The sequence below is a fragment of the Streptomyces collinus Tu 365 genome (genome assembly GCF_000444875.1).
Lineage (GTDB): Bacteria > Actinomycetota > Actinomycetes > Streptomycetales > Streptomycetaceae > Streptomyces > Streptomyces collinus_A.
This window is the reverse complement of the sequence record NC_021985.1, coordinates 620,518-646,660: the sequence shown is the minus strand read 5'-3', so window position 1 is coordinate 646,660 and position 26,143 is coordinate 620,518. Positions and strand designations below refer to the sequence as shown.

The window sequence follows — 26,143 nt, the reverse complement described above, 5'->3', positions numbered from 1 at the left end:
GGCGTTCTCTCGCTCTCCGTCACCGCCCTCCGCACGTCGTCGCGGCGGTGTGGTGCGCGGGCGACGGGCGGCCGGCGGCCCGGCACCGTGCGCGCGGTCACCGGTCGCCGGCCGCCACCTGATGCCTGGTCAACTCCTCACGCTCGGGCCCCGGTCGGGTCGTGTCCAGGGCCACGGTGGTGTGACGTCGTGCCGGGATCAGGCGCGGCGTGCGGCCCACACGGTGCGTTCGGTGCGTACCGCCAGGTCGTCGCGGCGCAGGATGCTGTGCGGGCCGTCCGTGTCGAGGAGTCGGTCGAGTGCCGTGCGGTCCTCGGGGGAGAGCTCGGGTGCGACGAAGTCGCGGATGCGTCGCAGGCCGCCGAGGGCGTAGCGGCCGATCGCCTCGCCGCGGGAGCCCTCGATGGCCACGGCGAGGGTGCGTCGGCCCTCGACCGTGAAGCCGGCGGCGGTCAGCATCGGACCCCAGTCGGCGCCGCGGTGGGGCATGCGCTCGGCGTCGAGGCGGTCGGTCACGGCATGGCAGCGCTCTTCCAGGCCGGGCCGGTCCCCGGGCGCGTTCGCGGGCAGGAAACGCGGGAATCCGGCCAGCTCGACGACGGCGAACAGGCCGCCGGGCGCGAGGGCTTCGCGGACGTTGCGCAGGGCACGCTCGGGGTGGGCCATGTGGTGCATCGAGGCCGAAGCCCACACCAGGTCGGGCGAGCCGAGAGCGGGCCATGCGGTGTCGTCGAGGTCGGCCTGCACGGTACGCACACGCTGCTCCAGGCCCCGGGCGCACGCCTTCTTGCGCAGGTGCCGCAGGTGTACGGCGGAGGAGTCGACGGCGATGACGTGCGCGTCGGGGAAGCGGTCGAGGAGGGCGAAGGTGCCCGTGCCCGTGCCGCAGCCCAGGTCCACGATCCGCCGGGGGGCGGTCTCCAGCGGCAGCCACGCCGTGATGGAGGCCGTGTGCTCAGCGAGCACCTCGGCGTCGAGGTCGAGGAGTTCCGCCTGGTCGTCGGCGTCGTGCCGCTGTTGGTGGCCGTGCTGGGCGGCGGGCTCGGCATCCCGAGCGCCGTGGTGAGCGCTGTCGTGGGTATCGTGGTGTGTGTCGTGCTGCGGGGTGTGTGCAGGCGTGTGCGGGTGGTCCATGCCGTCACCGTAGGACCGCCATGCGTCAGTGGCACGACTTCTCCCGATGTGCGCAAGAGGATCGTGGGATGCGCTGCCCGAGGCGCAAGATTTCGCTGCCGACCGGCCCGCGTGGGTCGCTAGGAGTGGCCTTCGCGCGCTCGCTCCGGACGTCCCGGGGGCGCCCGGTCGTCCCGAGAGCCCCCCCGACGTCCTGACGGTCAGCCGTAGGCGCCCTGGGTGTCGCCCTCGCCGGTCTCGCGCTGGTGGCCGCGGCGGGCGTCGCGGTCGAAGATGCCCAGGATGTCGCAGGGGCCGCCCTCGGCGCCGATGGCGTGCGGCATCATCGTGGGGAACTCGGCCGCCTGGTTGGTCTCGATGCGGAAACGGCGGTGACCCAGCATGAGGACCGCGGTGCCGGAGAGCACGACGAGCCATTCACGCCCGGGGTGGGCGCGCATGTGCGCCGGGTTCTCTGGCGGCGGTTCGGTCATGCGCCGGCGCATCACGCTCACCCCGGGGTCGCTTTTCAGGGCCCAGCGCATCAGGCCGTGGGCGGCGTCGATCGTCGGGCCGGTGACCACGTCGTCGGCGGCGGTCTCCACGAGCTGATCCAGTGTGGTGCCCAGCGCGCGGGCCAGGATGACCAGTTGGTCCAGCGCGAGGCGGCGCCGGCCGTTCTCGATGCGGCTCAGCGAGGACTGGCTGAGGTTGGCGCGGGTGGCCAGCTCGTCCAGCGACCAGCCCTGCGCGAGGCGCAGAGCCCGGATGCGCTTGCGTACGAGGCCGTCCAGCTCACCGTCTTCTTGCGTCATGGGCAACACTGTATGCCTGATGTGCAAAGCGGGACTAGCGTCGGATCCGGATGGTCCGGAACGTCCGGGGCCACGCACGAGGAAACGGCAGGAGACCATGGCTGATTCGACCACCCCGTACACGAGCGACGCCCTTCCCGACGACACCGTCGACGTGGTGGTGATCGGCGGCGGGGCCGCGGGCCTGAACGGCGCGCTGATGCTGGCCCGTTCCCGCCGCTCGGTCGTCGTGATCGACAGCGGCACCCCGCGCAACGCCCCGGCCGAGGCGATGCACGGATTCATCGTCCTGGACGGCACCCCGCCGGCCGAGATCCTTGGCCGGGGGCGCGAGCAGGTCCGCCAGTACGGCGGCCGCGTCGTCCTCGGCGAGGTGGCCGCGGCCGAACCCGCGCCGGTGTCGCCCGACGGCGACCTGCGTTTCACCGTCACCCTGTCCGACGGCCGGAGCGTCACCGCGCGCCGTGTGCTGGTGGCCACCGGTCTGCGGGACGTGCTGCCCGAGGTCCCCGGCCTCGCCGAGCACTGGGGGCACGGTGTGGTGCACTGCCCGTACTGCCACGGCTGGGAGGTGCGCGACGAATCCATCGGCATCCTCGCCACCGGCCCGGCCTCCGTCCACCACGCCCTCCTCTTCCGCCAACTGACCGAGGACCTGGTCTACTTCACCGGCGGGACCGCCCTCGACGAGGACTCCCGAGCCCGGTTCGCGGCGCGCGGCATCCGCACCGTGGACACCCCGGTGCGGGAGGTCGTCACCGACGACGACGGCGCGCTCGCGGGCGTGCGGCTGGCCGACGGCCGGCTCGTGGCACGGCGCGTCCTCGCGGTCGCCACGCGGATGCGGGCCCGCACCGAGGGGCTGGAGGGTCTGAAGCTGCCCATGGAGGACCTGCCCGACGGCGTGGGCCGCCGCTTCGTCTCCGGCACGGCCGGTGACACCGAGGTGCCCGGTGTGTGGGTGGCGGGCAACGCCACCGACCTCGTCGCCCAGGTCGGCGCCTCAGCGGCCGCCGGCGCCCTGGCCGGCGCCCACATCAACGCCCTGCTGGTCGCCGCGGACACCGACGCGGCCCTCGCCGCGGCCGGAGGCCAGGCGGTGCTCTGATAGGTGTCGTCCGGTGGTGGAGGTGCGGGTCAGCCGGTCGGTGGGCCGGTCGGGGGACGTACGGGAGCGGTCTGGCGGGCTGAAATGAATACACGAAAGGCCGACCGGCCCTCGTCCCCCCCGGATCAGGAATTCAGAGGATCTCTCATGCTGAACGCCCGTCGTCACCTGGCCGCCCGTATCGCCGGCATCTCCTGCATCGCCGCTCTCGCCGCCGGAACCCTCGGTGTCGCCGGCGCGGAGGCCGCGCCCATGATGAACCACCACAGCGCCTCCCACGCCGGCAGCCACCACCAGCAGCATCAGCAGCAGCACCACGGCAAGAACAGCAAGAACAGCAACAGCAACAACGCCAGCAAGAACAGCCCGGCGAAGAACGCCGCGATGCCCAAGGGCGGCAACACGCAGGGCGGCACGCAGGGTGCGGGCAACGGCAACACGCAGGGTGGGACCCAGGGTGCCGGTAACGGCAACACCCAGGGTGGGACGCAGGGTGCGGGTAACGGCAACACGCAGGGCGGAACCCAGGGTGCGGGTAACGGCAACACGCAGGGCGGAACCCAGGGTGCGGGTAACGGCAACACCCAGGGCGGAACCCAGGGTGCCGGTAACGGCAACACCCAGGGTGGGACCCAGGGCTGATCACTGACAGCAGGCCGGTGCCCCGCGGAGACAGTCTCCGCGGGGCACCGGCCTGTCCGCCGGCGTCAGACGCTCTTGACGACCGTGCCCGCGCCCTCGAGCGCGCCCACCTCGTCGGCCGGTGCCGCGGTGTCGGTGACAAGGGTGTGCAGGAGTGCGGACGGGCCGACGTAGGCGTGGGCGGTGCGGCCGAGCTTGCTGCCGTCCGTGGCGACGACGATGCGGCGGGCGGAGGCGATGACCGCCTTCTTCACCGCCGCGTCGTCGAGGTCGTACGCGGTCAGCCCCTCGGCCGCGCTCAGACCGCAGCAGCCGACGATCGCGGTGTCGAAGCGCAGCGCGGCCAGCGAGGCGAGGGTGAGCGGGCCGGTCAGGGCCCCCTCGGCGGCGCGTGGCCGGCCGCCGGGCACCATCAGCGAGGCTGGGCCCGGTGGGTCGCTGAGGACGTGGATGGCCTGCAAGGACAGGGGCATCACGGTGACGGGCCGGTGCCGCAGCAGCCGGGCCACCTCCACGCACGTGGTACCGCTGTCCAGGACGATGGTCTCCCCGTCGGCGACGATCGAGGCCACCTCGGCCGCGATCCTGCGCTTGGCGTCGACGGCCTCACGGGACCGGAAGGCGAAGGGCGGCTCCTCGCCCCTGAGCAGCAGTGTGCGGGCCCCACCGCGGACGCGTTCCAGGACGCCCTGCGCGGCCAGCGCGTCCAGGTCGCGCCGGATGGTCATCTCGGAGGCGCCGGTCAGTTCGGCGAGTTCCTGGACCGTGGCACTGCCCGACTCCCTGACAGCCTGCGCGATCAGCGCGTGACGGTCTGCGTTGCTCATACGGTGATTGAACACCACCGGCAGCCATGGTCCTGCCGGCCGCCGGTACGTACGTATCCGGCTGTGCTCGGGCCAGGCCGTGCCCCTCGGACGTGGGGGGCCGACAATGGTGCGAGATCGTCGGGCCCGAGGGGGCACCAAGGAGGACAGGTGCCGGTGAGGTGGCCGTACGCGGGTACAGCGAAGCGGCAGACGGAGCCGTAGCAGTCGACCGCAGGAGGCGAGGGATGACAGGTCCGCAGACGGCACTGGAGGCCATCGGGGCCGGTGCGTACGTCGTCGACGAGCAGGGCTGCATCGTCGTGGTCAACGCACGGGCCGAGCGCCTGCTGGGCCGCACGGCGGACGAACTCGTCGGCAAGGACGCCCACGACCTCCTGCACCGGGGGCCGCTGGGCCAGTCCCTGCCGGCGACCCGGTGCAACATGCGGCAGGCTTTCCACGCCGGACGTCCGGCGCAGGGCGACGAGGACTACTTCGTCCGTGCCGACGGCTCGCTGCTGCCGATCTCGTGGCTCGTCACCCCGTACGGACCCGGCGACCGCCCGTCCCACACGCTGATCGTCTTCCACCCCGCGGAGCGCCCGGCCGCCGGGCCGGGACCGGGCGGCGCGGCCGAGCTGAGCGAGCTGGAGCGGCTTGCGCTGCTGGCGGAGACCACGACACAGCTGACCTCGACCCTGGACGTCGACGAGGCGCTGCACCGGCTGGTCGCCCTCGTCCTGCCCAGGCTGGCGGACTGGGTCGTCATCGACCTGATCACCGAGCGCGACGAGGTGTGGCGCGCCGCCGTGGTCGAGGCCGACGGGGACCGCTTCGTGCACCACGAGGAGCTCCAGGGGCCGATGCCCCCGGTGCCCGAGACGTCTCCGCGGCCCCTGTCACGGGCCTTGCGCGGCGTCACCTCCACCCTGGCAGGACCCGAGACCTATCAGGTCGCCCCGGATTCCGGCATCGCGGTCGAGCAGCGCCACCTCTTCGACGCGTCCGGTATGCATTCCGCCGCCATCGCGCCCATCCGGGGCGCCCGGGAGGTGCTGGGGGCGATGACCCTGGGCCGCACCCGGAAGCCGGGCAACTTCACCGTCGCCGACCTGCCGCTGTTCGAGGACATCGCGCGCCGGGCGGGCCTCGCCCTGGACAACGCCCGCCTCTACCAGCGCCAGCGCAAGGTCGCCGAGACGATGCAGAACCACCTGCTGCCGCAGATGCCGCGGGTGCCCGGACTGCACATGACCGTCCGCTACCTGCCGGCCCCCGACGCCTCACAGGTCGGCGGTGACTGGTACGACGCCTTCACGCTGTCCGACGGTGCCACCGCCCTGGCCGTCGGGGACGTCGTCGGCCACGACCTGGAGGCCGCCGCCGGCATGGCCCAGCTGCGGAACATGCTGCGCGCCTACGCCTGGGGACACCACGAGCCGCCCAGCCGGATCGTCGAGCGCCTCGACGAGGCGATCATGCCCATCACCGACGTCGCCATGGCCACGCTCATCCTGGCCCGCGTCAACCGCGACGCAGGGCAGTGGCGACTGACCTGGACCAACGCGGGCCACCCGCCGCCGCTGCTCGTCACCCGCGACGGTCTGACCGACTACCTCACCGAAGGCCACGGTCTGCTGCTGGGCACCGGAGTCCACACCACCCGTCGCGACGCCACGGTGGCGCTGCCGCCGGGCAGCACCGTCCTGCTGTACACGGACGGCCTCGTGGAGGTCCCCGGCCGCACGCTCGACGACGGCCTGAACCGCCTGCGCCAGCACGCCGCCGCCCTGGCCCACCGCCCGCTGTCGTCCTTCACCGACCAACTCCTCGAACGCGTCCACCCGCCCGGCCACGACGACGTCGCCCTCCTCGCCCTCCAGATCCCGTCGTGAACCGAGCCGCGAGCGGCGCACCCCCCTCCTGGGACGGCCGGCGGTGCCGGGGGGCTCCGAGCAGGACTCAGCCAGATGGGCGGGCGCAGCGATCACCGTCCTCCCCGGGGCGGAGGCACGAACCGGCCCAGCGGGGGAGTGGGATGCGCGCGGGGGCTGACGCCGCGGGGGCGCGGGCGCCGGACGATGAAATCTCCGGCGGAGACGGCCGGCGGAACCCTGGGCATCACCCTACGTCGCCGTCGCCGTGGCCCTGCACGCCACGGCCGTACTGACCGGAGCAGGGATCGTACGGGCGCTGGTACGGGGCGACCGTGACCCGACGAGCACGCCGGCCGTCGGCCGCCGTCGCGCCGGCCTACCGGCCGACCGGCGTGAGCCGACGTCCCTCACCGACGTGCGCCGGACCCCCGCCGGCGCACCAGCCGGCCGGCGGCGGTCTTCTGCACCAGACCGTAGGCGAGCACCGGCAGGAGCAGGTGGGGCTTGCCGGGCAGTGCGCTGGTGATCAGGACCGCGCTCGCGCTGCTGTTGTTCATGCCGCAGGCGAGCGTGACCGACGAGGCGGTGGGGGAGTCCAGCCGCAGCAGACGCGTGGCCCAGCGGCCGACCGCGAACGACAGCAGGCACACGCTCGTCGCCACGCCCAGCGCGGCGGCCGTCAACAGGAGTCGAGGACGGGTCAGGAAGGAACCGAGGGCGCCGCATGCGTTGACGTAGGTCAGGACGAGCGAGCCCATCACGGCCGCGGGTACGACGGCGCCGAGTACCCGGCTCAGCCACGGCGCGGGCAGCGCGAGGCGGCACAACACCCCGACGGCACAGGGCAACACGACGCCCGCGAGGGCGAATCCGCCCTCGATGGTGTGCTCGGCCGCGGCCAAGGTGCGCGCGTAGCCGCCGCTGAGCAGCGGCAGCAGGGCGCCGATGATCAGCGGGACGGTGACCGGGCTGAGGAGCGTGGAGGCGAGGACGAGTCCGACCATGGTCGGCTGGTCGCCCGCTCCGCCGCCGGTCCACACGGTGGCCCCGGCCGCGACGGGCATCGCCACGATGAGGATCATGGCGGTGACCAGGCCGCTGCCCCCGTCGGTGTCGGGCGTCCAGCGCAACAGGAACGCGACGGCGGGAACGGCCAGCAGCGGGATCGCAAGATGCAGGGCGAGTCCGGCCAGCACGGCCGTCGGGTGTCGCAGCAGTGATCCGAGCGCGCGTGACGGCACCTGAAGTCCGGCCGACAACAGCACGAGACCGAGCAGGAGTTGCGCCGTCGGCAGTGGTAACGCGCCCGCCGCGCCGAGCGGCAGCGAGTGGGCGCCGCGCAGCCACAGCCCGGGCTCCGGCAGGAGCAGGGCGGCGGCGTACGCGAGGACGATCGCGCGGCCGCGCGGAGACGGCTGCTTGTTCATGGTGCCCATGCTGCTGGTGGGGGTCACGAGCTGAGGTCGGCGCCGCGCGGGCGGTCAGAATGCGTTCAGGTGTCCGGTGGCACGGTGCCCGACCATGGCCGGTGAGACCGGGCGGGCCTGCTGAACTCGAAGGCCGACCTCGGCCTGACCGGTGTGTCGGTGGTGACGTCACCGCTCGGATCGGGCCGCCCGGCACGCGGCCTGATCCCGACTCGACCGACCGGGGCGACCCCGACAGGCGGCGCTCGGGAGAGCTAGGGTGCTCATCGACCTGATCAACCATCTTCGTACGGGGGTTGAGCGGCGTGAGCGCGATCCTGTTCAACGTCACCACAGCGGCACTGCTGGTGCTGATGTTCAAGGCCGGCATGCTGCTCGTGGACGGGGAACCGATCCGTCGGCGGCCCTTTCCCTGGGCCGCCGCCGCTCTCACCGCCGTGGCGGTCGCAGCGGTGCTGCTCCAGGTGACGTGGCCGGGCGCGATGGACGCGCTGGACAGCGATCCCCGCCGGAGCGGCTGGTGGCGCGTCGTGACGTCGGTGTTCATGCAGAACGGCGGGATCCTCGGCGGCGCCTGGAACATCCTCACCCTCGCCGCGATCGCGGCACTGGCCCAGTGGTTCTGGCGCTGGCCTCTGATGCTCGCGCTGTTCGCGGCCGGCGTCCTGCTGCCCCAGCACATCGACGCCCTCTTCGGGGAGACCGCCCGCAGCACCGACCCGCGCAACTTCGCCGGCAGCTCCGGCGCGACGTACTTCCTCGCCGCCACCCTCGCGGCAGGTGTCCTCCTGACCAGCAGCGCCACCAAGGACCGCCTGCTCGCGGCGAGTGTCCCCGCGGCCGGCCTCGCCATGTGGCTCGCGCAGGACAACGGCCACGGCCTCGTGGCCTGTTACGGGTTCGTCCTCGGGCTGGCCGTCCTGGCGACCACCCGCCGCCTGACCGCCGACCCCGGCCCCGGCGACGGCTGAGCCCTCCCGGGCGGCAGCACAGCAGGTGCCCACGGACCGGTCCCGCCCCCGCGCCGGCCTCGATCAGCGCGGAGGGGCCGACGACCACACGCCGAACCACTGCTCGGCGCCGTACTCCACGTACCGTCGCACCTCGGTGAACCCCAGCTTCGCCGCGAGGCGCAGCGAACGTTCGTTGTCGGTCCGGGTGGTGAGCACGACCGGCTCACCGGGAAGGAGGTCGGCGAACCAGCCGAGCGCCGCCCTGCATGACTCGGCGGCGTACCCGTGCCCCCATGCCTCCGGCAGGAGCAGGTAACCGAGCTCGGCCTCCCCGGTGTCGGGACGCACCTTGCTCCGACGCTCCGGGTCACGCCGGTTGAGCTCGATGATGCCGATCATCGTCCCGCCGTGCTCGATCACGAAGAGGCCGCGACGCCGTCCGGGCACCTCGGGCACCACTCGTTCGAGTTCATCACGCGGTCGGGAGCCGCCGGTGTAGGTACCCACCTCCGGTGACGCGAACAACTCGACGAATCCCGCACGGTCCCGTCCCTCGGACTCACGCAGCACGAGCCGTTCGGTCCGGATGGGGGCAGGTGGCCAGGCGACGCGCTCCAGTTCGGTCATGGCGGCCAACGTAGCGGACTGCTGGGAGAGTTGCCCGGCCGCACCGAGCCCCGCCACGCGGCTGCGCGACTGGTGCTCCCGCCCGCCGGCCGCGAGCAGGCCGGTGCCCCGTGGCCGGGAAACACGAGGGGGCCGCCGGAAGCTCACGCTCCGGCGGCCCCTGGGGAGTGCGCGCGCTACGGCAGCGGCGTCGTCAGCTGCTCGTTGACCGTCCTGAACGTGTCGGCGATGATGCGGTCCGCCGTGTAGGCGATGTCCTCCGCGGTGTCCTTGGCGCCGGTCTGCGTCGCGCCGGTGACGGCGCCCTGCGTGTTGCCCGTGCCGCTCTGGGCGCCGCCCTGCGTGTTGCGGGTCCCGCTCTGCGTGCCGCCCTGGGTGTTGTTGGTGCCGCCCTGGGTCCCGCCCTGGGTGTCGGTGTTGTGGGCGCCGCCCTGGGTTCCGCCCTGGACGTTGCCGGTGCCGCCCTGGGCGCCGCCCTGGGTGTTCTTCGTGCCGCCCAGCAGGGCGCTGTTCACGTTGCCGGTTCCGCCCTGGGTGATCCCGGCCCCGCCCTGTGTTCCGTTCGGGCCGTCTCCAATATGAATATTATTGGTGTTGCCCTTCCCCGTGTTGGTGATATCCCCGTAAAAGCCGTTATTAATAATAACGGGGCCCGCGATGGGGAGCGCGGCGTCGCGGGGGGAATGCGCGGACGCCTGACCTGCTGCGGTGCCGGTCAGCGTCATGGCGGCGGCGAAGGAAAGCATGGTGTAGACGCCGGCTCGTTTCACGGACAGTCCTTTCGTGCGGTGAATAGGAGATACGAATTCCTTGCGTCCAAAATGTCGCACCATCGCACTCCAGAACCACTGCGACACGGACGGTGTCACCCGTACAGAGCGCCGGGCCGTGACATCCGCGCACACGGTCGCGGTCGCCGACGTGGCCCGGCCCCGACGCGTCCGCGGGGGCGGCCGCACTTGCGGACGCCCCCGCGGAGATGCTCACAGACGCTCAACCGCGCACGATGTTCTGAGCCTGCGGTCCCCTCTGTCCCTGCCCGATCTCGAAGGTGACGTGCTCGCCCTCGTTGAGCTCCCGGTAGCCGTTGCCCTGGATCTCGGAGTAGTGCGCGAAGACGTCCGGGCCGCCTCCGTCCTGGGCGATGAAGCCGTATCCCTTCTCGGAGTTGAACCACTTCACGGTGCCGCTGGCCATCGATCGATCCTTCGTTCATGCCGGGAGCGCCCCTTGCCTCGGGCCCGCTCCGGCTCCCTTTGCAGCAGGAGCCGACATCGTTCTACCCGAGGCGCCGCCGCCTGTCCGCCTCAGCGGACGGCGTGGCGCGGCGAAGGGCCCGGGTTGGACTCCGGTGAGGTGTGCCGCCGCGGCGCTGCTTGAACACACCGCAGACGGGAACCAGTGCCGCCATGGCTGTCGACCACACCCGAGCACCCGTTCTGGAAGCACTCGTCGAGTACCGTCGCAGCGGGCAGCTGCCCTTCACGCCGCCCGGGCACAAGCAGGCCCGCGGCGCCGATCCCGCGGTGCGGGAGGTGCTAGGGGACGCCGTCTTCCTCGGCGACGTGCTGGCCTCGGGCGGCCTGGACGACCGGCTCACCCGTGGGCGGGTGCTGGAACGGGCCGAGCGGTTGATGGCGGACGCCGTCCACGCCGAGCACACCTTCTTCACGACATGCGGCAGTTCGCTGTCGGTCAAGGCGGCGATGCTGGCGGTCGCCGGACCGCACGAGAAGCTGCTGATCGGCAGGGACGCCCACAAGTCGGTCGTGTCGGGGCTGGTACTGGCCGGGATCGAGCCCGTCTGGGTCGAGCCCCGCTGGGACGCGGAGCGCTCCCTCGCCCACCCGCCGACGGCGGCCGACTTCGAGGCGGCCTTCCAGGCGCATCCGGAGGCCAAGGGGGCGCTGATCACCAGCCCGACGCCGTACGGCGCCTGCGCCGACCTGCGCTCGGTCGCCGACGTCTGCCACCGGCGCGGTCTGCCGCTGATCGTCGACGAGGCATGGGGCGCCCATCTGCCCTTCCACCCGGCCCTGCCGTCGTGGGCGATGGACGCGGGCGCCGACATCTGCGTCACCAGCATCCACAAGATGGGCAGCGGCCTGGAACAGGGTTCCGTCTTCCACCTCCAGGGCGACCTCGTACCGCCGGAGCTGCTGAAGACACGGTCCGATCTGCTGAGCACCACCAGCCCCTCCGTCCTGATCTACGCGGGACTGGACGGCTGGCGCCGTCAGATGGCCCTGCGCGGCCCCGAGCTCATGGGCACCGCGATCGACCTCGCGGCCGAGGCCCGGTCCGCCATCGAGGAGATCGACGGCCTGCACGTCAACGACCGCGACGACTTCTGCGGACCAGGGCGAGCGGACGACTTCGACCCGCTACCGGTGATCATGGACGTCTCGGCCCTGGACATCACCGGGTACCAGGCCGCCGACTGGCTGCGCGCCCATCGCGGACTCGACGCGCACCTGGTGGACCACCGCCGCGTCAGCGCCCAGATCACGCATGGGGACGACCCCGGCACGGTCGCCGAGTTGGTCGGTGCCCTGAAGGCCCTGGCGCAGGCCGCCGCCGGCATGGCACACGGCCCGCGGGTGGACCTGCCCACGTCGGACGACCTGCGGATGGAGCAGGCCCGGCTGCCCCGGGACGCCTTCTTCGGGCCGGCGGAGCACGTACCGCTCGACGAGGCGGTGGGCCGTGTCGCGGCCGAAATGATCACCCCTTACCCGCCGGGCATCCCCGCCGTGCTGCCCGGCGAACGCCTCACCGAACCGGTGCTGCGCTACCTGACCACCGGCAGCCGAGCGGGCATGAACCTGCCCGACGCCACCGATCGGGGCCTGGACACGATCAGGGTGGCCGCCTCGCCGGACGCCTGACGCGGGCGGACCGACGAAGCGCCCGCCCTCCGCACCGCCGAGCCGGCGCGCCGGTGCTCAGGTCACCGCGAACCCGATGCTGACCGCGTTGGCGACGAGGTACATCACGGTGGTGGTGACGGCCACGACCGTGTTGGTGCGCCGTACCAACGCTCTCCTCTCGGTCCTGGACCAGCTCCACAGGATGTACGTCGTGCAGCCGACGCCGACCAGCGTGTAGAGGAGGGTGGCCAGGTGGATCTGGTCCACGAGGGTGACGCCGAAGGAGGTGCCGGTGAGGCTGACGGCGCGCATGCTGACGACGACGCTGAAGAGGGAGGCGCCGAGAATGCCGAAACGCGCGCCGAGGACGGTGAGGAACTCGGGGGCCCAGATCCAGTAGGAGATGAAGGAGATCAGGAATCCGACGTAGGCGGGCCAGGCCTGCCGGATGAAACCGGCCAGGTCGTCACGCTCGAGCTTCAGCGCGATGACGAACTGGCTGTACTCGCTGTTCTTCCCGTGCGTGATGCGGGGATCGCCGAAAGAGGTCCGGTAGGTGTGGGTGACCACTCGGACCCCGAAGTCCTTGATCTTGAAGCCTCCGAGGCTGATGGCGTGGTCGTAGCCTGAGTTCGCGGTGTCGGCCGTGTAGGCGAACTGGGACGAATTGAATTCCGAGTCCTCCACCTGGATCCGGACGTCCTGGCGGTCGAACGGGTATTCACTGAGATCGAACTGCTGGCGGAACGTGCCGGACACCTTCACCTGGGACCAGTACTCGTTGCCCACCTTCTCCACGGACCTGTCGCTCTGGGTGACCGACGTGGCGTTCACGAACTCCAGACGGCGGGTGGCGTAGAGCGTGGCACTCGGGCACACGCTCCACAGCCAGAAGTCGGCGTTGACGGTCCGCGGGGAGACGTCCAGACCGTACAGATCGGTGACGTACGCGCCGACACGGCACGTGGGCGCGGCAGCGGCCGGGGAGACCGAGAGCGCCGAAAGGGCCGTCAGCGCGACGGTGGACAGCAGAAGGACGGCCAGTCGCCCCCGCACCCGGCTTCTCCACGCGCCTTCGCGGATTCCGCGGATCCGCTGGGAAAAGCGGCGGCCACAGCATGGACGGGCGGACTTTCCCATGGCCTCAAAGTAGCTGAGCGTACCGACGGTCTTCGGGATGACACCCACGTGGGAATCCCGAATTCGCGGAGCCGGCAGCGGACCACCGGCGTCCTCCGGCCCGTGGGCCGATCGGGCGATGCGTGAGGCCCGGTGCTTTCCGGAGTCTGGACGACACCGAGGCATTTCCCCGAATGCCCTGAGGCGAAGGAGAAAGACCATGATTCGCGACCGGCTGCGTAACTGGTGGAACACCTACGGCCGCTGGAGCGGCGCCGTTCTGCGTGAACGACCGGCGGGGCACGCCCGCTCGCCGTCCCCGCACCACTGACCGCCCCGAACGCCCGGAGCGCTCGCCGCCCCGCTGTCGACACGGGCGAGGAGCCCCTCAGCGAGGTCACCGGCCCCGTCACCGGGCGAGCCCTGTTCCCGCGGCGGTCGGCAACCGGCCGCGCAGGGACAGGGCTCGTGGGCGGGCTGCCGAGGTACCCGGCTCGCGCCTATGGGCGCTGTCGCATGTCCAGACTGCAGCGCAGCCGGACGCCGAACTGTCCGGGAGCGCGGTTCATGCGTTCCACGGCGGTCGTCGCCCACAGCGCGGCGAGGGCGGCGATGAAGGCGAATGCGGTCTGGTCGTCGGCGGCCGTGATGTCGACGACGATCCGACCCGGCTCCGACACGTGAACCTCGTTGATCACTTCCATGCACGTCACGACGCCCGGACGCGTCGCGCGGGTTCGCGTCGCTTCCGTAGTTCACCCGAGCGGCGCACAGAAGATTCCGCGCGCCGCGATGAGTCCTGTGGTGTCCGGCGGTCGTACTGTCGAACCCGTACCCGTCACCCAAGGGGACTCGCGATGCGCAGCGTGAAATGTTCGATGAGCGTCTCACTCGACGGCTACATCGTCGGGCCGGACGGCGGCTTCAACTGGTCGGCGCCCGACGAGGAGGTCTTCCGTCTCGCCACGGACGAGGTGCGCCGGCTCGGCGTCCACCTGTTGGGGCGACGGCTGTACGAGACGATGCTGTACTGGGAGACCGTCGACCAAGTCCCGTCCATGGGCTTCTCGACCCGCGAGTTCGCCGCGATCTGGAAGTCGCTCCCCAAGGTGGTGTTCTCCACCACGCTGCAGGCGGTCCAGGGCAACGCACGGCTGGCCTCCGGCGGGCTGGTGGAGGAGATCGAGCGGTTGCGGGCCGAGCCGGGGGATGGCGACATCGCGATCGGCGGCGCGACTCTCGCCGCCGAGGCGGCCGCGGCGGGGCTGATCGACGAGTACCGGATCAGGGTCTACCCGGTACTCGTCGGCGGCGGCATCCCGTTGTTCCCCCGGCACGAGCGCCGGGTGGACCTCGAACTCGTCGAAACGCGCTCCTTCGGCTCCGGAGTCGTCTACCTCCGTCACCGCGTGACGCGCTGACCGGCTCGGCGCACGCCGCGGATCACCCCGTTGCCAGGACCTCAGTGGCCGCGGAGGAGAGCGAGGGCGGTGCTGACCGTCGTGAGGGCGGTGCCGATGCCGAGGGTCCAGGCCAGGCAACGGCGGCGCAGCTGCCGGTAGCGGTGTTCGTACTCGGCGCGGATCTGGGTGCAGCGGCCGGCGATGTGTTCGAGGTCGGTGCGGGCGCGTCGGAGGCTGTCGGCGGTGTAGGCCTCTTCGACGGCGACCCGTTGGGATGTGGTCAGCCAGTCCAGGGGCGCCGTGAACTCGCGGGCCCGCCGTTCGGATTCGGTGATCCTGGCCTGCCAGAGGAGATAGCCCTCGACCTGGTTGCTGAGGACCTTCCCCGCGTTCGGATGAGGTGGGCCGGCCTTCTCGGGGCCGGGCTCCGACGGGTGGTGGCCGGGATACGGATTTCGGCCGTTCATCGGGGCCCCGGGGAATTCGGGGCGCCGGCCGCAAGGTGGCCTTCGTGTTCGTTCATGGCGATCTCGGGGTGGTGGAGGTCGAAGGCGGGGGATTCGCTGCGGATCCGGGGCAGGGTGAGGAAGTTGTGGCGGGGTGGTGGGCAGGAGGTCGCCCATTCCAGCGAGCGGCCGTAGCCCCATGGGTCGTCGACGCCGACCGGCTTGGCGTAGCGGGCGGTCTTCCAGACGTTGTAGAGGAAGGGGAGCATCGACAGGCCGAGGAGGAAGGAGCTGATGCTGGAGATGGTGTTGAGGGTGGTGAAGCCGTCGGCGGCGAGGTAGTCGGCGTAGCGGCGGGGCATGCCTTCGGCGCCGAGCCAGTGCTGGACGAGGAAGGTGCCGTGGAAGCCGACGAACAGGGTCCAGAAGGTCATCTTGCCGAGGCGTTCGTCGAGCATTTTGCCGGTCATCTTGGGCCACCAGAAGTGGAATCCGGCGAACATGGCGAAGACGACCGTGCCGAAGACGACGTAGTGGAAGTGGGCGACGACGAAGTACGAGTCGGAGACGTGGAAGTCCATGGGGGGTGAGGCGAGGATGACGCCGGTGAGGCCGCCGAACAGGAATGTGACCAGGAAGCCGGCGGCCCAGAGCATGGGTGTTTCGAAGGACAGGGAGCCCTTCCACATGGTGCCGATCCAGTTGAAGAACTTCACGCCGGTGGGTACGGCGATGAGGAACGTCATGAAGGAGAAGAACGGCAGCAGCACACCGCCGGTGACGTACATGTGGTGGGCCCATACGGTCGCGGACAGGCCGGCGATGGAGATGGTCGCGGCGATCAGGCCCATGTAGCCGAACATCGGTTTGCGGGAGAAGACCGGGATGATCTCGGAGACGATGCCGAAGAACGGCAGGGCGATGATGTAGACCTCTGGGTGGCCGAAGAACCAGAAGAGGTGTTGCCACAGCAGGGCGCCGCCGTTGGCCGCGTCGAAGACATGGGCGCCGAACTTGCGGTCCGCCTCCAGGGCGAACAGTGCGGCGGCCAGGACGGGGAAGGCCAGCAGGACCAGGACCGCGGTCAGCAGCACGTTCCACACGAAGATCGGCATGCGGAACATGGTCATGCCGGGTGCGCGCATGCAGATGATCGTGGTGATGAAGTTGACCGCGCCGAGGATGGTGCCGAACCCGGAGAACGCCAGACCCATGATCCACAGGTCGGAGCCGACACCGGGGGAGCGGATGGCGTCGGAGAGCGGCGAGTAGGCGAACCAGCCGAAGTCGGCGGCGCCCTGCGGGGTGAAGAAGCCGCCCACCGCGATGGTCGAGCCGAACAGGTAGAGCCAGTAGGCGAACATGTTCAGCCGGGGGAAGGCGACGTCGGGGGCGCCGATCTGCAGCGGCATGATCCAGTTGGTGAAGCCGGCGAACAGCGGGGTGGCGAACATCAGCAGCATCACGGTGCCGTGCATCGTGAACAGCTGGTTGTACTGCTCCTTGGAGACGATCTGCAGGCCGGGGCGGGCCAGCTCGGCACGGATCACGAGCGCCATGACGCCGCCGAACAGGAAGAAGAGGAACGACGTCGTCAGATACAGCGTCCCGATCGTCTTGTGGTCGGTGGTCGTCAGCCACTTCACCACGACGTTGCCGGGCTGCCTGCGCCTGAGGGGCAGCTCGTCGGCATACGCGTCCTCGACTGCCGCGGAGCCCGGAGGTTCGTTGAGGATGCTCACAGGTGATCCGTCTCCCGAGGGGTGTGCGTAGGTCCGCTCGCGCCGTCGCGTCGGTCACCGACCATCCTGGTGGCGTGAGGGCCGGACGAGGGGCGGTGAGCGGTCCGGGCACGGCCGATCGCATGACGGATGCACCCGGACGGAGCAGTGCGAGTGCGTCGACGATCGGGTAGCGAGCCCCGGTCGAAAACCACCGCCTCCGTCGGAGCTGCGGAGGTAGCCTCGGCGATGCCGTTGGCCGACGGGGGAGGGGCTGGAGTATGCAGGGGCAGGACTGGACCGAACGCACGGACGAGCTGTTCGAGGCGGCGATGTTCGGTGGGGACGCGTCCGCGCTGGACAGGTCCGACGGCATTCTGGACGCGGTCGAGGCGCCGCTTTCCATGGCGCGCGCCAAGGTGCTGCACGTCCGCTTCCTCGACGACCGCGAAGAGAACAGCCAGGAACTCGTGTTGTTCGAGCGCGCGGCCGAGTTGTACAAGCGGCTGGGGGACGTGTCCGGTGAGGCGGACGCGTTGTTCTGGGTCGGCTGCTGGCACCAGGTGGTCAAGGGCGACGACGCCGTCGGCAGGCCGTTCTTCGAGCGGTCGTACGCGCTGGCGAAATCCGTCGACGACCGCAGGACGATGTCCTACGCGATTCGCCACCTGGGCTTCGCCGACAAGAACACGGGCCACTTCGAGCAGGCCCTCGAGCGCTTGACCGAGTCGGTGACCCTGCGCCGCGAGATCGGCTTCAAGCCCGGGGAAGCGGCCGGGCTGGTGGCGCTGGCCTACCTCGCGGCTGAAACGGGGGATCCTTCAACGGCGTTCCACCACCTCGACGAGGCCCGGTCCGTCGCCGAGAGCTGCGATGCCAAGGCCGTGCTGGGGTGGATCGAGCAGGCCCACACGCACATCCGCTCCTAGGATCCGGCGGGCGCCCCGCCCCGGCCGCTCCGAGGCGTCATGCGGCATGGTAACAGCTGTTACCATGCCCGTATGGCGAAGACACAGCTGGGTGCGCGGGTGGATCAGGACGTGGCGGAACTCGCGAAGAGGCGCGCCGCCGACCTGGGGCTGAGCATCGGGGACTACCTGGCCAGACTGGTGCAGGACGACGCCAGCGGCCTGCGCGCCCGTGCGGTGGACGCGGCTGCCCGCTTCCTGGCCGAGCACCAGACTGTCTTCGACGAGGCGGAACAGGCAGAGCGGACGCCGCGGGGAGCGAACGCCGCCTGATGGAGCTGCACATCGACGTTCCCTGGATTTTGCAGGTCGCCGAGGCCGCCGGGGCGGACGATCCGGCCCCCGACGACTACGGCGTCCCCGTGTCGGCGGTCGCGCGCCACCGGGCCGAGCTGTTCGAGCAGCCCGTCTACGACGGCCCCTACGCCAAGGCCGCCGCCCTGGTCCACACCATGGGCCGGTGCCGTTGGCTGGAACGCTCCAACCTCGCCGTCGCCGCCGCCACCGGCGTGATGTACCTCGAAGCGGCCGGTATCTCCGTCAAGCCCGCCCGGGAGCACGCGATCGCCCTCAAGGATCTCCTCCTGGACCCCGCCTGCACCGTCGGCAGGATCGCCGCCCTCCTGCGGACCTGGCCCACCGCCACCTGACGCCCCGACCGCGGTCGGTCCCGACGCACGACCGCGCGAACGGGGCCGCCGCCCTCCGTCCTCAGGGGACGGCCGGTCGTCCCACCCGCCGGATGGGCATCATCGTCTCCGTCGCCTCCTGCCCGAGGTGATCCAGGATCAGCCGGTTCACGAGAGCCGGCTTCTCCAGCGGTACGAGATGCGAGGCGCCGGGAACGACGGCCAGTTGGGAGCCGGGGACGGCCCGGTAGAGCGCGGTCGCGGCCATGTCCTCGTACGACAACGGGCCGGTGACGTCCGGGGTGCGCCCATGGGCACGCCGTTCGGGAAGGAACAGACGGTACGCGGCGGCGAGGTCGCCCCGTCGGCCCAGTCGATTCCGCGTTCAGTCGGTGTCTCGGAGGATCCGGCGGAGCCGCAGCGGCGGCCGTGCTCAGCGCCGGTACGCCGCCGTGGCGATCTCGACGAGGGACCGGATCAGCGGGTTGGTGTCACCCTCGTTCCACACCGCGACCACTCGACTCGGGGCCATGTCGGTCAGCGGCACGACGGCCAGTTCGCCCGGCAGGTCGTGGCCGAGCGGAGCAAGGCCCACGGTGCCGTTCCACAGCACGGCCTGCAGGCACTCCTGGACGGCGCGCACCACCGGACCCTCGCGCCGGGTGCCGCCGTTCCAGTAGGCCTGCCACACGGGATCGGTGCCCTCAGGGAACTGGAACCAGCGGCGGTCGCTCAGCTCGGCCAGCCGCAGCCGGTCGCGGCCGGCGAGCGGATCGTCGGCGCGCAGGACCACGCCGACCGGATCGGCCCGCAGCGTGCGCACCGTCAGCGCCGTCTCGTCGAACGGCGCGCGGGTCAGGGCGATGTCGACAGTTCCGGCGCGCAGCCCGCACGTCGGGTCGGTCAGGTCGGCGTCGCGGACGCGGATGTCGACACCGGGGTGGTCACGGCGGTAGGCGGCGGCCAGCCTTGACACCCCCGGGTCGGTGCCGTCGCCCAGGATGCCGACCGTGATGCGCGTGTCGCCGGCCGCCGCACCGACGCGTACCCGGACCCGCTCGGCGTGGTCGAGCAGGGCCCGCGCCTCGTCGAGGAGCACCGCGCCTACCGGCGTAAGCGTGACGCCGGTGGGTGCGCGGTCGAAGAGGGGCGCCCCGATGTCGGCCTCCAGCCGCTTGATCGCCCGGCTCAGCGGCGGCTGACTCATGTGCAGCCGAGTGGCGGCCCGGCCGAAGTGGAGTTCTTCGGCGACGGCCACGAAGTAACGCAAGGTCCGCAGCTCCACCCTGCGACGATACCCAGCGGGTATCGGCCTCGCGGAACGGGTCTTGGACAGGAGCGGGACCGTGGCGGTGGACTCGTGCACATGACCGAAGAAGCGAAAGCCGCCCAGCCGCAGACCGACGCTCGGCAGACCGACGAACCACCGAAGGACCGATCACAGACCCACTATTCGCAGACCTCCCCGGGCGTGTCGGTGGTGGGCCCCGGCGGCGGCGAGACGATCGTTCTGGGCCCCACGCGTATGCGCGTCCTGGAGGACGGCAGTCACACCGGGCACCGCCTCGCGATCGCCGAGTCCGTGCTCGCGCCGCACACCCAGGGGCCGCCGCAGCACCGCCACGCCCGGCACGACGAGGGCTTCTACATCCTTTCCGGAACCGTACGGTTCACCGTCGGGAACGAGGAGTACGACGCCTCCGCGGGCACGCTCGTGATGGTCCCGCCCGGTACCCCGCACACCTTCGCCAACCCGTCCGACGAACCCGCCGTCATGCTCAGCACCTTCACCCCCGACCTGTACGTGCAGTACTTCCGCGACCTCCAGGAAGTGCTCGCCGACGGCCGGCCGCTGACGCCACGGGCCAACGCCGACGCGATGAGCCGCTACGCGACCGAGCCCGCCCCCGGCCTCACCTGAAGCCGACGGGAACCGGAACGATGAACATCGCCTACTGGATCGTCGCGGGACTCCTCGCCCTGTTCTACCTCTACGCCGGGACGCTGAAGGTCATCCGCACCCGTGACCGGCTCCGGCCGATGATGGCCTGGGTCGACCGCGTGCCGCTGCCCGCCGTCAGGGCGCTGGGAGCGGTCGAGATACTCGGCGCGACCGGTCTGGTCCTGCCGCCCTTGACCGGCGTCGCGCCCGCGTCGGCGCCGGCCGCCGCCCTCGGCTTCGTCCTCCTGCAGACCGGTGCCATGGCCGTCCACCTGACGGGCGAGGACCGCCGGATCGCACTCAACATCGCCCTCGCGGCCACCGCGGCCGTGACCGCCTGGCTGGCGACCGGTCCCCTCACCCACTAGGCGCCCCTCAGGGAAAACGTCTCGTCGTGGCAGAGCAGTTCCCCGCGGCTGTCCTGTGGCGCCGTGTAGTGCGTGGCGGCGCTGCTGACAGTTCCGATCACCGCCGCGCCCGCCCGCGCCGGGAACGGCGACGGGACCCGCTGGGCCGCGGCCAGCAGGCCCGCCCAGGTCAGCGCTGACACCGCTGACCTGGGCAACTGCCGCGCCGACGTCGGCCTACCCGGCTACAGCGCGCGCTGCAGACGGTCCGCCATCAGCTTGACGAACCGCGCCGGCTCCTTCGGCTGGCCGCCCTCGGCGAGTACGGCCAGGCCGTACAGGAGCTCGGCGGTCTCCGCGAGCGCCGTGTGGTCCTCGCGTTCCGCGTAGGCCTGGTTGAGGCCCTTCACCAGCTGGTGCTGGGCGTTGAGTTCCAGGATCCGCTTGGCGCGGGGCACCTCCTGGCCCATCGCGCGGTACATGTTCTCCAGCGCCGGGGTCAGGTCGTCGGCGTCGGACACCACGCAGGCGGGGGAGACGGTCAGCCTTGACGACAGACGGACCTCCTTGACGTCCTCCCCCAACTGCTCCGTCATCCAGCCGAGAAGCCCGGCGTACTCCTCGCCCTGCTTCTTCTGCTCGTCCTCGGACGCTTCCGTGTCCTCGGCGTCGAGGTCGATGCGGCCCTTGGCGACGGACCGCAGGTTCTTCCCCTCGAACGTGCCGACGGCGTCGGCCCAGACCTCGTCGACGGGGTCGGTGAGCAGCAGCACCTCGATGCCGCGGTCCCGGAACGCCTCCATGTGCGGGGAGTTCTCGATGCTCTGCCGGGACTCGCCGGTCAGGTAGTAGATGTCCTCCTGCCCGTCCTTCATCCGCTCCAGGTACTGCTTGAGCGTCGTCTGCTCGCTGTCGTGGTGGGTGCTCCCGAAGGACGCCACGGCGAGGAGGGCGTCGCGGTTCTCCGGGTCGGTGACCAGCCCCTCCTTCAGGACGGTGCCGAACTCCCGCCAGAACGCGGCGTAGCGGTCCGGGTTCTTGGCCATCATGTCCTTGACGGTGGAGATGACCTTCTTCGTCAGGCGACGGCGGATCATGTCGATGTGACGGTCCTGCTGAAGGATCTCGCGGGAGACGTTCAGCGAGAGGTCCGCCGCGTCGACGACGCCCTTGACGAAGCGGAGGTACGGCGGCAGCAGCGCCTCGCAGTCCTCCATGATGAGCACCCGCCGGACATAGAGCTGCAGCCCACGCCGGTAGTCGCGGTTGAACAGGTCGAAGGGGGCGTGCGCGGGCAGGAACAGCAGCGCCTGGTACTCGAAGGTGCCTTCCGCCTGGAGCCGGATCGTCTCCATCGGGTCGCGCCAGTCGTGCCCGACGTGCTTGTACAGCTCGTGGTACTCCTCCTCGGACACCTCGTCCCGGGAGCGCGCCCACAGGGCCTTCATGGAGTTCAGCGTCTCCGGCGCGGGCGCCGCCTGCTCCTGGCCCTGGTCCTGGTCCTGGTCCTGCGAGCCTTCGCCGTCCGGGCCCGTGCCCTCGGGCGTCATGCGGATGGGCCAGGTGATGAAGTCCGAGTACCGCTTGACGATCTCCCGGATCTTGTACGGGGACGTGTAGTCGTGCAGCTGGTTGTCCGGGTCGGCCGGCTTGAGGTGGAGGGTGACCGAGGTGCCCTGCGGTGCGTCGGCGACCTTCTCCAGCGTGTACGTGCCCTCACCGCGTGACGTCCAGCGGGTGCCCTCGCTCTCCCCGGCGCGCCGCGTCACCAGGGTCACGGCGTCCGCCACCATGAAGCCGGAGTAGAAGCCGACGCCGAACTGGCCGATGAGCCCCTCCTCGGCTCCTTCCTTCGCCTCCTCCTTGGCCTCCCGCAGTTCCTGGAGGAACTGGGCGGTGCCCGAGTGGGCGATCGTGCCGATCAGCTGCCCGACCTCGTCGTAGGACATGCCGATGCCGTTGTCGCGCACGGTGAGGGTACGGGCGTCCTTGTCGGCATCGAGCTCGATGTGCAGGTCGGACACGTCGGCGTCGAGGGAGTCGTCCCGCAGCTTCTCGAGGCGCAGCTTGTCCAGCGCGTCGGAGGCGTTGGAGACGAGCTCGCGGAGGAAGACGTCCTTGTTCGAGTAGACGGAGTGGATCATCAGCTGCAGCAGCTGACGGGCCTCGACCTGGAACTCGAAAGTTTCGGCTGGCATGTTCGCGTATACCTCTCAGGACCTGTCATCGGACAACCGGACAACTGGCTCAGTCAGTGAAAACAACGTCGGACGTGAAGAGCGGGGGCGTCGCCTCGGCCCCGCCCCCGCCGCCGTCGGCTAACCGGGGTCGGTCGCCGGCGTCGAGAGGGCGTCGAGTCGGGCGGCGAGGTCGGGGTGAGCCCCCAAGTGGGGCCGGGCGGCGTTCAGGGGGGCGACGAGTGCGGCGGGATCGTCCTGGCCGAGGGCCGCGTCGAGTGCGCGCACCGGACGGCGGGCGGCGGCCGGGAGATCGGTGAGCGCGGTGATCTGGCCGGCGATCCGGCGCAGGTCGGCCGCGTTGCTCCGGGCCCAGGCGCTGGTACTGCGCTGGGCGGCGCGGTGTTCGCGGGTCGCCTGTACGCGCTGTTCGCCGGTGGTTCCGGCGGGGCCGGGCCGGTTGCGAAGGTAGCGGCGTTCGGCGGCCTGACGGCTGGCGACGCCGAGCGGCTGGGCGAGGTCGGCCCAGCTGGCACCCGCGTCGCGGGCGGTCTCGATCAGACCGGTCTCCCAGCCGGCGAGCTGCTCACGGACGTGACGCAGCAGCAGCAAGGAGGCCAGGGCCCGTTCCGGGCCGTTCCCGGACGGGGCGGAGGCGCCGGACACGGTGGAAGCACCGGGCGCCTGCCGCTGGGCGGTCCGCAGCGCGTCGTCTATGGCCTCCAGGGCCGCCGCGGCAGCGAGGAACGACGCCGGGCCCCGGGTGTCGAGGCGGTCGGCGGGGTCGGCGGCGTCTGTGTCCGTTCGGTCCGGTCGGTCCGCTGTCGGCATGGCACCTCCTCGATTTCGTCATCGCCTGGATGACCCTGCGGTTCGTCATCCGTTCGATGACAGCGTAGACGATTCTGCGAACGCGTCGGCAATTTTCCCCGGACCGTTCGGCCGCGACCGCCTCGCCGACCCGCTCGCCCCTCCCCGTCATACGTCGGGAGTGCGGGGAGGGTCCAGCGCCTCGCGGGTGTCGCGGGTGGGGTCCCGCACGGGAGCCTGTTCCTGCAGTGAGCCGGGGGCGGCCCGCTCGGGAGCGGCGGGGCTCCGGGCGCTCTGGGGCGGTGGCGGCGGGCGGTGGTCGTGCGGTGTGCCGGCCCCGACGGGAGGCAGCCGCAGGGCGAGCAGGGCGGTGTCGTCACCGCGCGGGTCGAGGCGTTGAAGAAGCTGGTCGCAGAAGTCGTCGACGGTCCCGGTGCGCAGTCGCCGGGCGAGGACGGCGGCATGGTGGCTGAGCCTGGCCATCCCCGCGTCGATGGGACGCTCCCGGCTCTCGACGAGGCCGTCGGTGTAGAAGAGCACGGTGGAGCGCGCGGGCAGGTCCTCGCGCGCGTCCGGCCAGGTCAGGCCCAGGTGCATGGTGGCGCTCATGCCGATCAGCGGCCCGTGGCCGCGGGTGAGGAAGCGGGTGTCGCCCTCAGGGGTGATCAGCAGCGGAGGAGGATGGCCGGCGTTGACCCAGTGCAGCTGCCACGGTCCTCCCTCGGGACCTTCGACGCGGGCGAAGACCAGCGTGGCCATCGGCGCGTCGCTGGTGTGCGTCACCGCCTCGTCCAGCCGCCGCATGATCACGCTCGGCGGTTCCCCATGGGTCCAGGCGAGCGCGCGCAGCATGTTGCGGACCTCGGCCATGTGGACGGCGGCCTGGAGATCGTGTCCCACCACGTCCCCGATCACCAGGGCCATCACGCCGTCCGCGAGCAGGAAGGCGTCGTACCAGTCCCCGCCGATCTCCATGGCGCGCTGCGCCGGCAGGTAGCGGGCGGCCATCCGCAGGTGGTCGACCTGTGGCAGCGGGGCCAGCAGTTGGCGTTGCATGGTCTCCGCGACGTTGCGCTGCTCCTCGTACAGCTGGCTGTTGTCCAGCACCAGCGCGAGCCGGCGCCCGATGTCCGCGAGCAGCCGCGTCTCGCCCTCGGGCGGCGGACGGGTGTCCCCGGCCCGCGCCACGGTCAGCACCCCGTAGTACCGCCGGCGGGAACGGATGGGTACCGCGGTGGCCCAGCGGCCACCGAGCCGGTCGAACAGGATCCGGTGGCCGGCCGCGAGCGCCGCACCCGCGTCCACCAGGTGACCGGCCTCCAAAAGGACCGGCTGATCACCGTGAATGATCTCCGGCCGCTGCCGGGCCGTGGCCAGCGGTCCCGTGAGTTCCCTGGCACGGTCAGGTTGAGCGGGGCTGTGCACCGCGACGCGCCGCGGGATGCCGGAGTGGGCGTCGACGAGGTCGACGGCGGCCCAGAGCCCGAGTTCCGGCACCAGCAGGGGGAGCAGCGCACGTGCCGCGGCGATGGCGTCCATGGTGGACATCAGCACCGAGGAGACCTCGGCGAGCAGGTTCAGCCGGTTGGTGAGCGCCTCCAGCGCGGCGGTGTGGGCGATCGCCCGCTCCTCGGCGTCACGGTGCAGGCTGAAGTCACTGAAAACGATCACCACCCCGCCGGACGTCTTCCCGGGCCTGAGGGGTGTCGCCGACCAGATGATCGGCAGCAGGACGCCGTCACCGCGCAGGAAGTACTCCTCGCTTCCCTCCACGGCGTCCCGGCTCCCGGCCAGGGGAGTGCGCAGCAGGCACCGCTCACGCGGTACGGGACTCCCGTCGGGGCTGCGATGGAGCAGGTCGTGCGCGTCGTGCCCCAGCATCCGCGCCACCGGCCGGCGCAACAGGCGCTCTGCCCACGGATTGACATAGGTGATCCGCCCGGCCGGGTCCAGGGTGAAGACGCCGGCACCCAGATCGCGCAGGACCTCATCCGCGAAGCCGGGATCCCGCTCACCGCCCGAACCGGTCATGAGCTACCACTCCTCGTGACCAGGCTCTCAGAAAACAGCCCCACGCACGCCCCCGGCCTTGGGGCCGTAGAACCCGCGCCAGGCGGTGGCCGTGACCCGGGCCCGGTCGCCGACCGCGCGGGCCGTCCGTGCCGGCAGGAGGGTCCGGGTCCAGCAGGCACCCGCGAGCGTGGCCTCGGGAGCGCCGGGATCGGGGTCGCGCTCGGTATGCCGGCCGGCCGCGGAGGCCGCCCCCGTGCAGTGGCCACGACGTCCGGACTCCCGTGTGCCTCGGCCCCGCGGCACCCCTCGTCCGGGGCGCAGCCCGAT

Annotated in this window: 27 protein-coding genes and 1 pseudogene; 11 read left to right on the top strand and 17 right to left on the bottom strand. The window is 71.3% G+C overall.

The genetic code is table 11. The features are described from left to right. Positions 1-198: 198 nt before the first annotated feature. A complete protein-coding gene (locus B446_RS02415; protein ID WP_020937808.1) occupies positions 199-1,134 on the bottom strand; it encodes a class I SAM-dependent methyltransferase in 936 nt (311 codons plus the stop codon). Positions 1,135-1,334: 200 nt separating this feature from the next. Beyond that, positions 1,335-1,928, bottom strand: coding sequence for a helix-turn-helix domain-containing protein (locus B446_RS02410; protein ID WP_020937807.1), 594 nt, complete (start codon positions 1,926-1,928; stop codon positions 1,335-1,337). Between the two features lie 97 nt (positions 1,929-2,025). On the opposite strand from B446_RS02410, the gene B446_RS02405 reads away from it, so the two are divergent. After that, positions 2,026-3,036 carry an NAD(P)/FAD-dependent oxidoreductase gene (locus B446_RS02405; RefSeq protein WP_020937806.1) on the top strand — a complete coding sequence of 337 codons (1,011 nt, stop codon included), beginning with the start codon at positions 2,026-2,028 and terminating at the stop codon, positions 3,034-3,036. A 147-nt stretch (positions 3,037-3,183) separates the two neighbouring features. Then, positions 3,184-3,678, top strand: a complete 495-nt coding sequence (locus B446_RS02400; RefSeq protein WP_020937805.1) for a hypothetical protein — start codon at positions 3,184-3,186, stop codon at positions 3,676-3,678. 65 nt (positions 3,679-3,743) lie between these two features. Here the strand turns inward: B446_RS02400 and B446_RS02395 are convergent, their stop codons facing one another. Further along, entirely contained in the window at positions 3,744-4,643 is a 900-nt protein-coding gene (locus B446_RS02395; protein WP_337587804.1) for a DeoR/GlpR family DNA-binding transcription regulator, read from the bottom strand. An 89-nt stretch (positions 4,644-4,732) separates the two neighbouring features. Between B446_RS02395 and B446_RS02390 the strand changes: the two genes are divergently transcribed. After that, entirely contained in the window at positions 4,733-6,382 is a 1,650-nt protein-coding gene (locus tag B446_RS02390) for a SpoIIE family protein phosphatase (protein ID WP_020937803.1), read from the top strand. A gap of 389 nt (positions 6,383-6,771) precedes the next feature. Here B446_RS02390 and B446_RS02385 read toward each other — a convergent pair whose 3' ends face one another. Beyond that, positions 6,772-7,791, bottom strand: coding sequence for a sodium-dependent transporter (locus B446_RS02385; RefSeq protein WP_052352232.1), 1,020 nt, complete (start codon positions 7,789-7,791; stop codon positions 6,772-6,774). Positions 7,792-8,096: 305 nt separating this feature from the next. Here B446_RS02385 and B446_RS02380 point away from each other — a divergent pair, with 305 nt between their 5' ends. Next, positions 8,097-8,762, top strand: coding sequence for a hypothetical protein (locus B446_RS02380; protein ID WP_020937801.1), 666 nt, complete (start codon positions 8,097-8,099; stop codon positions 8,760-8,762). 63 nt (positions 8,763-8,825) lie between these two features. On the opposite strand, the gene B446_RS02375 is transcribed toward B446_RS02380, so the two are convergent. From B446_RS02375 to B446_RS02365, 3 genes are all read right to left on the bottom strand, one after another. Beyond that, positions 8,826-9,371 (bottom strand): GNAT family N-acetyltransferase, encoded by a 546-nt coding sequence (locus tag B446_RS02375; protein WP_020937800.1) that lies wholly within the window; start codon positions 9,369-9,371, stop codon positions 8,826-8,828. A 176-nt stretch (positions 9,372-9,547) separates the two neighbouring features. Beyond that, a complete protein-coding gene (locus B446_RS38925) occupies positions 9,548-10,141 on the bottom strand; it encodes a hypothetical protein (RefSeq protein WP_148305714.1) in 594 nt (197 codons plus the stop codon). 223 nt (positions 10,142-10,364) lie between these two features. Further along, a complete protein-coding gene (locus tag B446_RS02365; protein WP_020937798.1) occupies positions 10,365-10,568 on the bottom strand; it encodes a cold-shock protein in 204 nt (67 codons plus the stop codon). 212 nt (positions 10,569-10,780) lie between these two features. On the opposite strand from B446_RS02365, the gene B446_RS02360 reads away from it, so the two are divergent. Then, the gene (locus tag B446_RS02360; RefSeq protein ID WP_020937797.1) at positions 10,781-12,259 is read left to right on the top strand and encodes an aminotransferase class I/II-fold pyridoxal phosphate-dependent enzyme; all 1,479 of its coding nucleotides are present in this window, start codon (positions 10,781-10,783) and stop codon (positions 12,257-12,259) included. Between the two features lie 57 nt (positions 12,260-12,316). Here the strand turns inward: B446_RS02360 and B446_RS02355 are convergent, their stop codons facing one another. Together B446_RS02355 and B446_RS02350 are read right to left on the bottom strand one after the other, a co-directional pair. Next, a complete protein-coding gene (locus tag B446_RS02355; protein WP_020937796.1) occupies positions 12,317-13,297 on the bottom strand; it encodes a hypothetical protein in 981 nt (326 codons plus the stop codon). Between the two features lie 563 nt (positions 13,298-13,860). Continuing rightward, positions 13,861-14,064: a DUF6207 family protein gene (locus B446_RS02350; protein WP_043477338.1), complete on the bottom strand. Its 204-nt coding sequence runs from the start codon at positions 14,062-14,064 to the stop codon at positions 13,861-13,863. 153 nt (positions 14,065-14,217) lie between these two features. Between B446_RS02350 and B446_RS02345 the strand changes: the two genes are divergently transcribed. Beyond that, complete coding sequence (locus B446_RS02345; protein ID WP_020937794.1) at positions 14,218-14,781, top strand: dihydrofolate reductase family protein; 564 nt, start codon at positions 14,218-14,220, stop codon at positions 14,779-14,781. 41 nt (positions 14,782-14,822) lie between these two features. On the opposite strand, the gene B446_RS02340 is transcribed toward B446_RS02345, so the two are convergent. Then, positions 14,823-15,230, bottom strand: coding sequence for a hypothetical protein (locus tag B446_RS02340; protein ID WP_020937793.1), 408 nt, complete (start codon positions 15,228-15,230; stop codon positions 14,823-14,825). Beyond that, the gene (ctaD, locus tag B446_RS02335) at positions 15,227-16,951 is read right to left on the bottom strand and encodes a cytochrome c oxidase subunit I (protein ID WP_020937792.1); all 1,725 of its coding nucleotides are present in this window, start codon (positions 16,949-16,951) and stop codon (positions 15,227-15,229) included. Before ctaD ends, B446_RS02340 begins: the two co-directional genes overlap by 4 nt. A gap of 260 nt (positions 16,952-17,211) precedes the next feature. Here ctaD and B446_RS02330 point away from each other — a divergent pair, with 260 nt between their 5' ends. The 3 genes from B446_RS02330 to B446_RS02320 all read left to right on the top strand — a co-directional run bounded on the left by B446_RS02330 (position 17,212) and on the right by B446_RS02320 (position 18,548). After that, complete coding sequence (locus B446_RS02330; protein ID WP_020937791.1) at positions 17,212-17,859, top strand: hypothetical protein; 648 nt, start codon at positions 17,212-17,214, stop codon at positions 17,857-17,859. 72 nt (positions 17,860-17,931) lie between these two features. Next, positions 17,932-18,171 (top strand): hypothetical protein, encoded by a 240-nt coding sequence (locus B446_RS02325; protein ID WP_043474571.1) that lies wholly within the window; start codon positions 17,932-17,934, stop codon positions 18,169-18,171. Next, positions 18,171-18,548: a hypothetical protein gene (locus B446_RS02320; protein WP_020937789.1), complete on the top strand. Its 378-nt coding sequence runs from the start codon at positions 18,171-18,173 to the stop codon at positions 18,546-18,548. Before B446_RS02325 ends, B446_RS02320 begins: the two co-directional genes overlap by 1 nt. Before the next feature lie 61 nt (positions 18,549-18,609). Here B446_RS02320 and B446_RS02315 read toward each other — a convergent pair. After that, positions 18,610-18,894: pseudogene (locus B446_RS02315) on the bottom strand (alpha/beta fold hydrolase); the annotation flags it as partial. A 66-nt stretch (positions 18,895-18,960) separates the two neighbouring features. Beyond that, positions 18,961-19,812 carry a LysR family transcriptional regulator gene (locus B446_RS02310; protein WP_237751117.1) on the bottom strand — a complete coding sequence of 284 codons (852 nt, stop codon included), beginning with the start codon at positions 19,810-19,812 and terminating at the stop codon, positions 18,961-18,963. Between the two features lie 75 nt (positions 19,813-19,887). Here B446_RS02310 and B446_RS02305 point away from each other — a divergent pair, with 75 nt between their 5' ends. Together B446_RS02305 and B446_RS02300 are read left to right on the top strand one after the other, a co-directional pair. After that, positions 19,888-20,448 carry a cupin domain-containing protein gene (locus B446_RS02305; protein WP_420010337.1) on the top strand — a complete coding sequence of 187 codons (561 nt, stop codon included), beginning with the start codon at positions 19,888-19,890 and terminating at the stop codon, positions 20,446-20,448. Between the two features lie 20 nt (positions 20,449-20,468). Next, positions 20,469-20,837, top strand: a complete 369-nt coding sequence (locus tag B446_RS02300; protein WP_020937785.1) for a DoxX family protein — start codon at positions 20,469-20,471, stop codon at positions 20,835-20,837. Here the strand turns inward: B446_RS02300 and B446_RS02295 are convergent. The 4 genes from B446_RS02295 to B446_RS02280 all read right to left on the bottom strand — a co-directional run bounded on the left by B446_RS02295 (position 20,834) and on the right by B446_RS02280 (position 25,834). Beyond that, entirely contained in the window at positions 20,834-21,019 is a 186-nt protein-coding gene (locus B446_RS02295) for a hypothetical protein (protein ID WP_020937784.1), read from the bottom strand. The genes B446_RS02300 and B446_RS02295 overlap by 4 nt on opposite strands. A 42-nt stretch (positions 21,020-21,061) precedes the next feature. Continuing rightward, complete coding sequence (htpG, locus tag B446_RS02290) at positions 21,062-23,014, bottom strand: molecular chaperone HtpG (RefSeq protein ID WP_020937783.1); 1,953 nt, start codon at positions 23,012-23,014, stop codon at positions 21,062-21,064. 120 nt (positions 23,015-23,134) lie between these two features. Further along, positions 23,135-23,824 (bottom strand): hypothetical protein, encoded by a 690-nt coding sequence (locus tag B446_RS02285; RefSeq protein WP_020937782.1) that lies wholly within the window; start codon positions 23,822-23,824, stop codon positions 23,135-23,137. Positions 23,825-23,971: 147 nt separating this feature from the next. After that, positions 23,972-25,834 carry a SpoIIE family protein phosphatase gene (locus B446_RS02280; protein ID WP_020937781.1) on the bottom strand — a complete coding sequence of 621 codons (1,863 nt, stop codon included), beginning with the start codon at positions 25,832-25,834 and terminating at the stop codon, positions 23,972-23,974. Between the last annotated feature and the right edge of the window lie 309 nt (positions 25,835-26,143).

Coding starts and splice junctions, on each gene's coding strand:
- B446_RS02415 (WP_020937808.1), bottom strand. CDS start 1,134: ATGGACCACCCGCACACGCCTGCACACACCCCGCAGCACGACACACAC.
- B446_RS02360 (WP_020937797.1), top strand. CDS start 10,781: ATGGCTGTCGACCACACCCGAGCACCCGTTCTGGAAGCACTCGTCGAG.
- B446_RS02300 (WP_020937785.1), top strand. CDS start 20,469: ATGAACATCGCCTACTGGATCGTCGCGGGACTCCTCGCCCTGTTCTAC.
- B446_RS02375 (WP_020937800.1), bottom strand. CDS start 9,371: ATGACCGAACTGGAGCGCGTCGCCTGGCCACCTGCCCCCATCCGGACC.
- B446_RS02365 (WP_020937798.1), bottom strand. CDS start 10,568: ATGGCCAGCGGCACCGTGAAGTGGTTCAACTCCGAGAAGGGATACGGC.
- B446_RS02285 (WP_020937782.1), bottom strand. CDS start 23,824: ATGCCGACAGCGGACCGACCGGACCGAACGGACACAGACGCCGCCGAC.
- B446_RS02345 (WP_020937794.1), top strand. CDS start 14,218: ATGCGCAGCGTGAAATGTTCGATGAGCGTCTCACTCGACGGCTACATC.
- B446_RS02385 (WP_052352232.1), bottom strand. CDS start 7,791: ATGAACAAGCAGCCGTCTCCGCGCGGCCGCGCGATCGTCCTCGCGTAC.
- B446_RS02400 (WP_020937805.1), top strand. CDS start 3,184: ATGCTGAACGCCCGTCGTCACCTGGCCGCCCGTATCGCCGGCATCTCC.
- B446_RS02325 (WP_043474571.1), top strand. CDS start 17,932: ATGGCGAAGACACAGCTGGGTGCGCGGGTGGATCAGGACGTGGCGGAA.
- B446_RS02280 (WP_020937781.1), bottom strand. CDS start 25,834: ATGACCGGTTCGGGCGGTGAGCGGGATCCCGGCTTCGCGGATGAGGTC.
- B446_RS02410 (WP_020937807.1), bottom strand. CDS start 1,928: ATGACGCAAGAAGACGGTGAGCTGGACGGCCTCGTACGCAAGCGCATC.
- htpG (WP_020937783.1), bottom strand. CDS start 23,014: ATGCCAGCCGAAACTTTCGAGTTCCAGGTCGAGGCCCGTCAGCTGCTG.
- B446_RS02350 (WP_043477338.1), bottom strand. CDS start 14,064: ATGGAAGTGATCAACGAGGTTCACGTGTCGGAGCCGGGTCGGATCGTC.
- B446_RS02390 (WP_020937803.1), top strand. CDS start 4,733: ATGACAGGTCCGCAGACGGCACTGGAGGCCATCGGGGCCGGTGCGTAC.
- B446_RS02405 (WP_020937806.1), top strand. CDS start 2,026: ATGGCTGATTCGACCACCCCGTACACGAGCGACGCCCTTCCCGACGAC.
- B446_RS02330 (WP_020937791.1), top strand. CDS start 17,212: ATGCAGGGGCAGGACTGGACCGAACGCACGGACGAGCTGTTCGAGGCG.
- B446_RS02340 (WP_020937793.1), bottom strand. CDS start 15,230: ATGAACGGCCGAAATCCGTATCCCGGCCACCACCCGTCGGAGCCCGGC.
- B446_RS02320 (WP_020937789.1), top strand. CDS start 18,171: ATGGAGCTGCACATCGACGTTCCCTGGATTTTGCAGGTCGCCGAGGCC.